The organism is Erwinia aeris, assembly GCF_041224955.1.
GTDB classification, from domain to species: Bacteria; Pseudomonadota; Gammaproteobacteria; order Enterobacterales; family Enterobacteriaceae; genus Erwinia; species Erwinia aeris.
The window spans coordinates 1-10477 of record NZ_JBGFFX010000024.1 but is presented as its reverse complement, the minus strand read 5'-3'; the positions used below and the strand labels follow the sequence as shown (position 1 = coordinate 10477).

At 54.6% G+C, this 10477-nt stretch carries 13 protein-coding genes; 1 reads left to right on the top strand and 12 read right to left on the bottom strand.

Translation table 11 applies throughout. The features are described from left to right. Positions 1–49: 49 nt before the first annotated feature. The 4 genes from AB6T85_RS23625 to AB6T85_RS23610 form a co-directional block, all read right to left on the bottom strand. Positions 50–2101 carry a DUF5906 domain-containing protein gene (locus AB6T85_RS23625; protein ID WP_369897038.1) on the bottom strand — a complete coding sequence of 684 codons (2052 nt, stop codon included), beginning with the start codon at positions 2099–2101 and terminating at the stop codon, positions 50–52. A 445-nt stretch (positions 2102–2546) separates the two neighbouring features. Further along, the gene (locus tag AB6T85_RS23620; protein ID WP_369897036.1) at positions 2547–2999 is read right to left on the bottom strand and encodes a hypothetical protein; all 453 of its coding nucleotides are present in this window, start codon (positions 2997–2999) and stop codon (positions 2547–2549) included. A gap of 2 nt (positions 3000–3001) precedes the next feature. Beyond that, positions 3002–3193 (bottom strand): helix-turn-helix transcriptional regulator, encoded by a 192-nt coding sequence (locus AB6T85_RS23615; RefSeq protein WP_369897035.1) that lies wholly within the window; start codon positions 3191–3193, stop codon positions 3002–3004. 79 nt (positions 3194–3272) lie between these two features. Continuing rightward, complete coding sequence (locus AB6T85_RS23610) at positions 3273–4193, bottom strand: site-specific integrase (RefSeq protein ID WP_369897034.1); 921 nt, start codon at positions 4191–4193, stop codon at positions 3273–3275. 157 nt (positions 4194–4350) lie between these two features. On the opposite strand from AB6T85_RS23610, the gene AB6T85_RS23605 reads away from it, so the two are divergent. Then, positions 4351–4740, top strand: coding sequence for a hypothetical protein (locus AB6T85_RS23605; RefSeq protein WP_369897033.1), 390 nt, complete (start codon positions 4351–4353; stop codon positions 4738–4740). A gap of 158 nt (positions 4741–4898) precedes the next feature. Here the strand turns inward: AB6T85_RS23605 and AB6T85_RS23600 are convergent, their stop codons facing one another. From AB6T85_RS23600 to AB6T85_RS23565, 8 genes are all read right to left on the bottom strand, one after another. Continuing rightward, positions 4899–6563 (bottom strand): tape measure protein, encoded by a 1665-nt coding sequence (locus AB6T85_RS23600; RefSeq protein ID WP_369897031.1) that lies wholly within the window; start codon positions 6561–6563, stop codon positions 4899–4901. Beyond that, positions 6563–6883: a hypothetical protein gene (locus AB6T85_RS23595; protein WP_369897029.1), complete on the bottom strand. Its 321-nt coding sequence runs from the start codon at positions 6881–6883 to the stop codon at positions 6563–6565. The genes AB6T85_RS23600 and AB6T85_RS23595 overlap by 1 nt, the downstream gene beginning before the upstream one ends. Next, positions 6883–7290, bottom strand: a complete 408-nt coding sequence (locus AB6T85_RS23590; protein ID WP_369897028.1) for a hypothetical protein — start codon at positions 7288–7290, stop codon at positions 6883–6885. Before AB6T85_RS23590 ends, AB6T85_RS23595 begins: the two co-directional genes overlap by 1 nt. Beyond that, on the bottom strand, positions 7291–7752 hold the full coding sequence (locus AB6T85_RS23585) for a hypothetical protein (protein WP_369897027.1): 462 nt from the start codon (positions 7750–7752) through the stop codon (positions 7291–7293). A gap of 62 nt (positions 7753–7814) precedes the next feature. After that, a complete protein-coding gene (locus AB6T85_RS23580; RefSeq protein WP_369897025.1) occupies positions 7815–8177 on the bottom strand; it encodes a hypothetical protein in 363 nt (120 codons plus the stop codon). A 189-nt stretch (positions 8178–8366) separates the two neighbouring features. Further along, positions 8367–8813, bottom strand: a complete 447-nt coding sequence (locus tag AB6T85_RS23575; RefSeq protein WP_369897023.1) for a hypothetical protein — start codon at positions 8811–8813, stop codon at positions 8367–8369. Further along, positions 8813–9310, bottom strand: coding sequence for a hypothetical protein (locus AB6T85_RS23570; RefSeq protein ID WP_369897022.1), 498 nt, complete (start codon positions 9308–9310; stop codon positions 8813–8815). The genes AB6T85_RS23575 and AB6T85_RS23570 overlap by 1 nt, the downstream gene beginning before the upstream one ends. Further along, positions 9307–9870, bottom strand: coding sequence for a hypothetical protein (locus AB6T85_RS23565; protein WP_369897020.1), 564 nt, complete (start codon positions 9868–9870; stop codon positions 9307–9309). Before AB6T85_RS23565 ends, AB6T85_RS23570 begins: the two co-directional genes overlap by 4 nt. Positions 9871–10477: the final 607 nt, after the last annotated feature.

Sequence of the window (10477 nt, the reverse complement as noted above, 5' to 3'; positions counted from 1 at the left end):
GGCGTAAAAAAAGCGCCACTATGGGCGCTTTGGTGATGCGGAGTTAGCTTTATTCGGAGTCGTCCAGCAATTGCGCCCGGACAGAATCGGCACCAGTAAGGAGCGTTTTTAGTTCCTCTGTGGGCTGCCAGCGTAAACGATTAATGCCCCTGGACCGATAAAGCTGATAAGCCGTATATCCGGCGCTGTCGCCGTGAATGGTGTTCAGGTGATTAAGGATCATTTTGCTGAAGCTGCGTTGATTAACCGTGCCGCGTTCTTCGCCCATCATTTTTCGATAATGCACGTAAAGCGGATAAAGCCCAGCATCAGGATGCAGGTCTACCGTGCCGTTTCTTAAATCGTCGTCTTTAGGCATAAGGCCTATTTTCCAGGCCGCCTTATCTGACGCAGGCGTCAGTAGTTTAGCGAACGCAAAATCAATATCACCGGCTTCCATTACGTCCTGCAAATCCGTGCTGCTTGTCTTCCAGGTTTCAAGCGCCTTGTTAGCGGTGCTGGCGTCAAAATCGCGCATCAGCTGCCATGCAATACTACCCAGCTCTGCTTTAAGCTTTTCGGTTAGAAGCCGATCGCGCTGGGCTGCCGGTACTACCCGGTTCATGCAGATCGTAACGCGGCGGTTAACGATGCCCTGGCTACCGTCCTTCAACACCAACGGGGTGTTATTGGTGATAACTACCGGCGCCATGTTGCAATATGAAAATTGAGCACCCAGTTTAATATCTACTGATACCGTATCTTCGCCCCCGCTGGACAGTGCTTTTAAGGCTGCAAGCGCGTTAGGGCCGCCGTCGCTAAATTGCTCAGGCATCAGGATCAGGCGTTTACCTGGCAGCTGTGCGAACTGGTGCGTACCGCCTTTTCGCAGCGTTTCAAACGTGATAGTGAATTCGTTAGCGCTGCCCCCGGCCAGTAAACGGCACAGGCTGCTCGCTACGGATTTGCCGGTGTTAGATTCGCCTGTCAGTTCGTAGAAGTGCTTTAATCCGGTATTGGTCAGAACGTGCCAGAACATAGCCCGCAATGCGTTGCGCATGTTCTCATTACCCTCGGTCACAAAATCCAGCCAGCGATCGAACACGGGCGACGGCGCGCCATCTGTCCAGGTGATGCCGTTAGTAGAGAGAAAGTAAAAGTCGGGGCTGTGCGGCAGCATGGTGCCAGCCTGCGGGCCGGACGTCATAAGCACACCGTTATCGAACGGCACGGCATCGGCTTTAGTCTCGCCCATGAAAGGCAGCCTGTTACGCAGCGCGGCGGCAATAGCTTTAACCTGCCGATCGTCGGCGGGCATATTCTGCCGATCTGATTCGTCAGACAATACGCTCAGGATATTAACGGCCGGTTTCCACACTTTGCCGGTGTAGAAATATAAGCCCTGGTGTGATCCGCGCGCTCCGGCCGGGTCTGACGCGAGAGCAAGGCCCATGCCGTGCTTTATCTCGCCTGCGATAACGCCTGCCGGTTTCAGATAGTCTTCCGGGTTTCCTTCTTCTACCCAGTTACCTAATTTTATTCTGGATGCGTCCATACCGCCGTTAACAGATTCTGGCAACCCGGATAGCCGATCGGTGATGCGATACCGTGTCTTGTCGTCTACAAGACGAGCCATAGCCATACTGCTAGATTCGAGTAATCCCTGTTTCCTGCATTCCTGATATTTATCGCGCGCGTCTTCCGTCATGGCATCCAGCCCCGGATGGACGCTATAGGCGGGCTGTTTCGAGGCTACAGCCATACCCGATTCAATCGTCGTCTCCGGCATGGATTCACGCAGGTTACTGATGGGCTGTTCTGTCGCTTTAGGCTCTGCCGGTGCCGCTGGCTGCGGTTTGGCTGTCACTGTGCCGGCTGCTTTGCGGTGAGCGTTGCGTTTGTCTTTTTCAAACGGCGACGTGATCGGGATATCGGCATTAGCCAGGCGGGCCGCGTGGCGTGCTCGCTTTTCTTCTGCCGTCAGTCTGCGCGCGGGCTGCGAGGGCATGCGCACCACATTATCCGGCGTATTTTCCTGGCGTTCTTTCCGGTTGTCGGTTAAAATATCCTTACTTTTACGTGGTGGTGCCGGTTTACGTTTGGTCGTTTTCTCGCCTTCCATGCTAAAATCCTTTAGTGCTGAAGTTGATGTGTTGGCGTCTGCAAACGCCGCGCTTTTTAAGCCCTGGCCTGCAAGCCGGGGCTTTTTCATTTCTGCGTTCATGCCGCTTTATTCCTTCTGTTTTCGGCGCAAAGCATTACCTCTGCTGCGTCATACCGTCTCTGCCCTTTAATGCTTCTTTCCACCACACGCGGCACGTCTGGATAAAGCTCAGGCTCCGAGGCCCATTTATTTAATGTTGGGCGACTAACTCCCAGCAGTTCCGCTGCTTTACCAGCACCTATCAGTAATCTATTCATTTGGATATCTCGCTTTATTTGTTGACGAAGTGACTATACCACTGCTTTCGTTTTCGCGAAAACTTGTATCGCAGGAACAAAGAAAGGCTGCTTTGAGGTGTGAAAAAGCCCCGCACTGGCGAGGCTGAGCGCAGGTAACATGCCGGTTATTTGCCGCGAAGATAGGCTTTCATGGCTTCTATTTTCATGTTCTCGGCCGATAATATCTGGCGGCGCTGCCAGTCGTCATAAAACCATTTAATTTCATGTTCCACTGCGTCCAGCATGTCCTTATTAGTCAGCCCCAGCCCCAGCTCTTTGCAAAAGCGACGCACTTTAAGGCGAGGGCTTAACTCGGCCCAGTCCCCATTAATGGCTTCCCAGGTAGCCTGTGCTTTATTTTTTCCATCAGCTTGCTCTGTCCATAAGGCCTCCCATTCGACGCTGGTACAGTGTTCCTCCATAGCCAACAGCAACACAGCACTGTGCAGTAATGCCTCGTCTCTTACTTCTGCTACATAGGCATCGTTAGGCATATCGTACATGGTGGTGTAGTTATCCGAGCCTTCAAAATGCAGCAAAGGGGGATGGTTGGTTATGTCGAATTTAGGTAATGACATGCTTAATCCTCTCCGTTGTGTTTGCGTAACCAGGCTTCTACCTGGCGTCGGCTGTACTTCTGGTGGTTGCCGTGGTGGCTGACCGGCTGCGGTGTATCCGGGAAGCGATCCGGGTTCTTGCGCCAGTTGTGGAGGGTCGGCAGGCTAACGCCGATAAGGCGTGCCGCTTCCGGCGCGCTGATAATATCTGACATACCAAATCCTTAAGATGTAGTGATGCCTGGGCATCGGATTCGCCCATAATAGTATTTAATTATATTTAACGCTATTTTGCTATGCTGCGTAGCTAAACAGGCCGCCGAACGTCGCCAGGCGCGCTTTGTTAATGGCTTCCTGCTCTTCCTCGTCGCGGCACAGATATGCCTCCGTTATACGGCTGTCGCTGTGGCCGAGGCTGTCGCGTGCCGCTGCCAGACCGTCTTTACCTGCCGCTTCTGCGCGGTCGAATTCGCTATAGGCGAAGGATTTCCGCAGGCTGTAGGCGCTGAACTTCGCGCAATTAACGCCGATGGAGCGCAACGTCTTATCGCTATCGCGCAGCCGGTCGAGGGCGCGCCAGACGCTTTGCCGCGTTACGTGGCCGCTGGCCGTCTTATTGCGATTGCTGCCGGTTACGCGGCCGCTGAACAGCCATGGCTGGGTATGCGTGGCTAACATGCGCTTGATCTGCGCCAGCGTTGCCGGGTGCAGTAGTTTTGTGTCCGTCTTGCGCCCTGCGGCCATTGCGCGGCGGCGCGCATCCACGGCACGAGCCAGCGCGTCAGCCCCGATAATGGCTCCGATTGTGGCTTCTGTCTCTTCACGCGCTACGCGAGCGCCGAGCGTTTCATCTTCACCAGGGCAAGCAGGTGCGACGATCGCCAGCTTATTCAGCCGCACGAATTCGGCGAGGTCATTAGCCGCCAGGGCAACGTCCTTCATGGTGGCCAGCTCTTTACGCACGGCGGCCATAAATGCCCTGGTGCCAGCCGCTTTTGTTTGTTTCGCAATCGTTATCGACACGCTGCCGTCGGTGAAGTTGAAGGCGTCGCGATCAAGGCGGCAAATATCGGCAGTTCGCCAGCCGGTTTGCAGCGCGATATCGTGAAAAAGAAGCAGCCATGCCGGGCCGTTGTCGGCGATATGCTGGCGCACTTTGGCGCGGTCTGCTGCGGCTTTGACAGGGCGAACGGCGTTAGGATGTTTGATGCTCATGGCGGAGATCCCTCAGGGCGAAATCAATGGCGTATGGCGGCATCTTATCGGGCGAATAAAAATAATGCAATTAAATACTATTAAGCTAAATAAAATAGCATTAAGATAGTTGGAGGTTAATTAATATGCTGCCTCGCACACAACAAAGGAAACAACCATGAAACGCCTTATCGCTGCCGCTGCTCTACTGACACTGTCCGCCTCTGCCTTTGCCGGTTCTGCTGATATGGCGCAAGCCATTTCACGCTATAACAACGCCAAGCAAAATATTCAGGGTCTGCCGGTTTCGTATCCTTTCCTGGCTCCGGTAGTGCAGGACATAACAGGGGAAACCAGCGCAACTACTGACCGCATGATTGTAAGCGTTGTGGCGAACGGCAAAACCTGCGAGGATTTAAAGCAGGTGGTTAGTGGACGCATGGCCGCCGCTCTCGCCGAGCTGCCATTTAAAAAGGACGACAGCGACAGCAAGGCGTTTTTTGTGGAGCTTACGGTGGAATATGTGGACGCCCGCTGCGCATTGCTGACAACCGGCATAATTAAATAGCCGACACCATGAAACGAAGAAGCCGCCCAACGAGGCGGCTTTTTTGTGTCTGGCATTCTGAGCGATAAACCTACAGATCTGACTCTTTCGCAGCTTAGTGCCAACATTCTTAAGGCTGTTGTAACTAATAACTGCGGCAGCCGTAGCCGCCGCAAGGTTTATGGAGTGTTGCCGTAAGTGTCCTCCACGGATTGTTTCATTTGGCGCGACCAGAAGTCCCCGGCCTGTAGCTGGAATTCGCGCTGTACGTTTGCGCCAATCTCTTCCGGCGACTGACCAGGCGCGGCATTAACAGTCATGTTTACCGTTACTGGCGCGTTCACCGGCGCGTTAGTCGTGTTGTTATTGGTCACTCGCGGCACCGCGCCGCCATTCGCCGCAGGTAAGCCGCTGCCGCCTGTCTTAACGGCATCCGGGCTAACGGCACCCGTCCAGTTGCCGCGAAGCAACGGTGTATCGCCGAAGTTGCGATCCAGCCAGCCGCCTTCTTTGATGTTTTTGTTGTAGCTGGTTGCTTTTGCATCAGCGGGATTGCCGATGTTTTCATCCCACCAACTACTTGCCGCCAGCCCGCCAGCTATCGCCAGGCCGAATTTGGTTTTCAGGAACGCTTTATCAATGTTGGAGAAAAGCGCGGTGAAGCTTGCCAGCATGCGCGCCGACCAGGTTACACCTACGTAAGTAGCAATCCCCTCGAACAACGCCTTAATGCCGTTGTCCTGCCCGGTCATAGTTTTTAAAGCGTCCATCAGCAGCTTGATACCTTTGATCGCGCCATCTATTTCCGGCTTCCAGGCTTTCCAGTCTACTAGGGTGTCCGTAGCGCCTGATTTATAGGCTTTGTAATCCTGATAAAGCAACATGATTGCCGCAGCCAGTGCCGTGATCAGCCCGATCGGCGTGGTCAGCCACGCGACGGTTTTAAAGGCATAAATACCGGCATAAAGCAGCGCCAGCGGCGTTAACAGGTCTTTGATAGCAATCAGCAGCCCTTTAGGCCCGCCCAGCTGATCCGTAAGCGCACTGGCCTTGTCGCGCATCCAGTCCCAGGCCTGCATGATTTTCTTAGCCACGGTCGGAATGGCGCTGGCGCTGGCGTTAAGGTTGCCAATGCCGACTTTGACGTCATTGAGCATGATCGTCCAAACGTTGCCCAGCGTCATTGGCATCTGGCGCAGCTGCTCGATATATTTTGCCGTCTGCTTAATGATGCCGTCGGCCAGCATTTTGCTGGAAACCTTGCCCTGGCTGACCATCTTTTTAAACGCCGGTACGGTGCCGCCGATGCTTTCGGCCAGACTGACGTACAGCGGCCCGGCGGCGTCCGCCAGGCTGTTTAGCTCTTCCATCTGGACGGTGCCGCCGCTGATAGATTGCGTTAGCTGGAAGAGCGCGCCCTGCGCCGTTGCGGCGGGTGTTCCCAGCACCCCAAAGGCGGCAGACAGGCCATCTACCAGTTTCGTTGTATCGCTGGTCTGATAGCCCAGCCGCGCCATGCCGGTATTAAATTTGGCCCAGCTATCACTATATGCTTCGACGTCCATGCGGTTATCGTTGGCGTGTTTAGCCAGGTCGTTCAGCTGGGCGTTAGCCCCGGCAATGTCGCCGGTCGATGCGCCTATCCTGGCCTGTAGCGACTGCATCGAATCGCCCATGTTAAGAATGCTCTTAATCGTGGCCGCAGCCGCGAAGGTTCTAATGATGCCGTTTAAATCGCGGAAGGTTTGCTTCAGCTTTTCCGCTTTGGCGTCGACGCGGTCGATAGCCGGAGCGGCCCCGCCAGCATCCACACCAATCTTTATAAGCAGCTCTCTGATGTTCATTATTTAAGCTCCTCAGCCAGTGCCGCTTTGATTTTGGCGAGCGATTGTGTGAACGGGCCAGCCACGTTATGGAAGGCCAGCCGCTGGCTGGTTGGGTTGACGCGCAGCGCGCCATTACTGACTAAAGCATCGGTAACGTTGGAGATGTGGGCGCGGCGTTTTTTCTTCGGCATATCTGATAGCAGGCCATCAAAAAGGGCATTGATCGCGATCCGCTGCTCCTTCGCTGTGGCCGTTGCCGCGCTGCTGGCTTCGACGCCGAAAAGCACCAGGCCAATCAGTAGCTCGTCTGCAGGAATTTCGTTTAATGTATTGTTCATTATTGCAGCACCTTAGACGCGCTCGTTGTTTTGGCCTGGCGCTGGGCCTTCTGCCGTGCAAAAAGGTTACGGCGGGCGATTGTGTGAAGCTGGCATGCCTGGCGCTCGCTGGCGGCCACTACCCAACCTGTGGACTCTTCTTTGTCATTGCTCCATTGCAGCCACAGCAGGCGCTGTAACTCTGCCGACTTCCAGATAATCAACCGGCGGTGTAAATGTGCCAGGCTTTTAACGCTGGTCAGCAGCTCCACAGTAACGGCATGCTGCAGCTGCAGAAGCTCCAGCCACTCTTCCTCTGTTGGCCTCTTTGCTTTAGGTTTTTTGCCGCTTACCAGTGCGGAATATTCACTGTGATAGCGTCTATCAAACTTCGCGGCCAGATGACCCAGTTTCGTTTCGATATTCATTTATGCACCTCTGCTCATGTTGGCCCACATCGTTTTTGCCAGGCGTGCCGCTTCTTTCGGGTCGTTAGGCATGCTGGCTCCGCGCTGCTGCATATAGCTGGCGAACTCGCGGCGGATATCGAACGGCGGCAGGTTCTCGAAGTAAATACGGCGGCCGCCGGTTGAAGTGCGCATCAGAATGGAGCGCATCGCGATTTCTCCGTCCGTGAAGTCGCCAGCCGCCTGATCGTCGAACCGGGCTTCGGCCTGCGGCACGAAAGCGGGCGGCTGCTGGCCTGCCTGAATAGCTGCAGCTGCGGCGACCGCATAGCCGTCGAGGTGCTCAATGCGCACGGCAGGATTGTGTCTGGTCATGAATTCAAAAAAGTCGGCATCCAGACGGGCGGCGGTGACGTTGCGATAAGCGAACCGCTTGCCAGGCTGGTTCTCCAGGATTACGCGTTTTGCGTCGGTTGAGTTCATCAGATATTTCCTATGGGTTGAAAGAATGTTGCCTGGCTTACGGTTCGGTGTTGGTGCCGTGCTTAATCTTCGATGTTGCGGCGCAGCGCCAGACGGCGCATTCCCATCACGCTGCCGCCGATATTGCCGTACTCGTCACGAGGCGGACGCGCTGATAGCTTTTCGCCTTCTGCTGCCACTGCCCGGCGTAACGCCTGAAGTAATGCTTCGCTGACGCCTATTACGTCGAACTCTTCGCCATCCAGCAGCCGCGGCACGAAGTCATCCAGGAACTGGCCGTTATTCGACAGGCCGATAAGCGCGCTCAGATTCACAGGGCGCTCGTCCAGGTAGATCGTGCAGCTGTATGTGCCGCTGTGAACGCGGATAAGGTCGCGTTTGCGCTCAGGTACTTTGATGCCGTCGCCGTGTTTACTTTCCATCATCTTCGTTATCTCGCTGTTGGTTATGAGGGTGAGCGGCACCGGGTGCAGGATCCGCAGTATGGCCGCTGCTTTTACACCCGGCCCGCTCTTTGAATTACATTGTCAGTTACATTGTCATTTCGGTAAAATTTGATACATAAGGCCGCTATTTCGTGAATTTTGGGCGATAAAAAACCCGCCGTAGCGGGTTTAGGATCCATCGAAGCGCTCGCTTAATGCTGTTTGCCATGCCGACAGGTTTACCGGCGCACGCGGCACGATATGTCGCTGCCATTGAACGTTTGCCGTGTGATTGGCGTGGCACAGGAACGACACGACGGCGTTTACTTCCTCCCGCGCTACCGGCACGCACAGCGACCGGGCCAGCACGCCGCGCATCCAATTGATGGAGGTACGCGTCACAGGCTCCCAGCCGTCAGCCTCGCAGAAACGCACGTAGCGGCATCCTGAAGCGTCGCGGCCATATTCGGCCATATCCTTCAGGTGAACCAGCAGACCGGCGCAGCGGCCGAACTGTGGCGGCTGGTGCCCTTCCTGCAAAGCCGCCTTTGATTTTTTCTCCGTAAGGCTCTCGAAGTCGATAAGCGTGCGGCTGCCGACTTCGGCCGGAAGTGCCGTAATGTTGCAATATTTCATTAAGCGACGCTCCCTTCGATCTGTAACTTAGCCGTGGTTACGTCCAGGTGAGCTTGTATACGACGGCTGGCGATATCCCGCGCCTTAATGACGGCAAGCGCTCCCCGTTCAGCGGCTACGCAATTTTCTGCAATGGCAATTAGCATATCTGCCAGGCAGGGCGTATCGTTGGGGGCCTCTGCAAGGGCATACGCCGCACTAAGCGTTGCTTCTGCCGCGTTCTCGTCACGCAGCACCTGAAGCAACGTAGCCCACGGCAGATCCCAGTAACGAACCGGCAGCGATTGTCCCGGTGCTTCCCATGCCCACTGCAGCGCATCAGACAGCCAGACAAAATCAATATTGGTGCCTTTGAAGGCGGCATACAGGCTTTTAATGCGTATGGCCGTAGCAAGGCTCTGGCCTTCGTTTTCAGCTGTGCCGTTTTTAGCTTTTGACGGCAGCTCCTCGATCCGATTCATTAGTTTTCGCAGGCGAGAAGGACTGTATTTTTTCATCTTGAGCGCCTCATAAGGTCTTCATTCAACATCAGTTCAACAGCGCGCAGCTCGGCGGCATACATGCGATCCTCAAGAAGCTGGCGAAGCTGGGTTTGCACCGCTGAAAGGGAAGCTATGTCGCCCCCTGCCGCTATCATGGCGGTAGTTTTGATAATCGCTGCTTCGATGCTGTCTACGTCAGTAGGATCCAAGTCGTCGATTACAACAGGCGCGAACTGTTGGCGCGGTGGCGGGGCCGGGAGAATACGCTTCGCGATCTCTGCGGCGACCTGCGGCGAGTAGTCGAGCAAGCGCTGCAGCAAGGCCACCTGGACGCTCTTTCCCGCCGACCGGCATTTCCCCGCTGCAATATCGGCCTCAACCGTTTCGACCAGCTCGTCCAGCAGGCTCTGCGCGGTGGCGCGCTTCTTCCGACCGGCACCGGCTGGCCGTGGTTGGCCTTTCTGGAATTTGTGCGGCTCAATAGCGGCCAGGCTGGCAGCCCTGCCGGTTAAGTGTCCGTTGGTTTCGTCCGTCGCTTTGCGCCTGGGCGGCGCTGGTTTACGTGGTGCTTTCATCGCTTAATCTCGCTATATGCCGCGTTAAGTTCGCGTAATGTTTTGGGTTAACGCGATGGTATGCGAGACGCCGGAAAGCCGGAAAAATGATACGTATGGCCTGCCGCTGGTGACCCTGGCGCGCTGCGCTTGCCGAATCGCTCGCCGCCTGGAAGCAAGTTCCAGACAGCTCACGATTTCCGAGGGTGCTGTGTGATTGGTCGCGGAAGCAGGTAGCCTGCTAAGTTGTTGAATTTATTATTTTAGTGCTTTAGTGTCGATGTGGTGTTGATGTGGTGTCGATAAATTTTAATATAACTTATTGATATTATTGATTTAGTGCAGTTGTGCTTATAATTATTAATATTTTAAATTTAATAACGAATACTGTTTATTTATACAGCTATAAGATCCAATACGTAATACGTTACCCCCTATTGTGTATAGCTTTTGAAAAGGTAGCGATATTATCGACACCACAACACTAATCTAATATATTCAATAACTTAAGCTAAAATTTATCGACACCACATCGACACCACATCGACACCACGGCACTTTATCGACACCATATCAGCGCTTTTATAGGTCTTCGCAGGGCAGGCGGCAGGCGAGCGGGAGGCAGAGA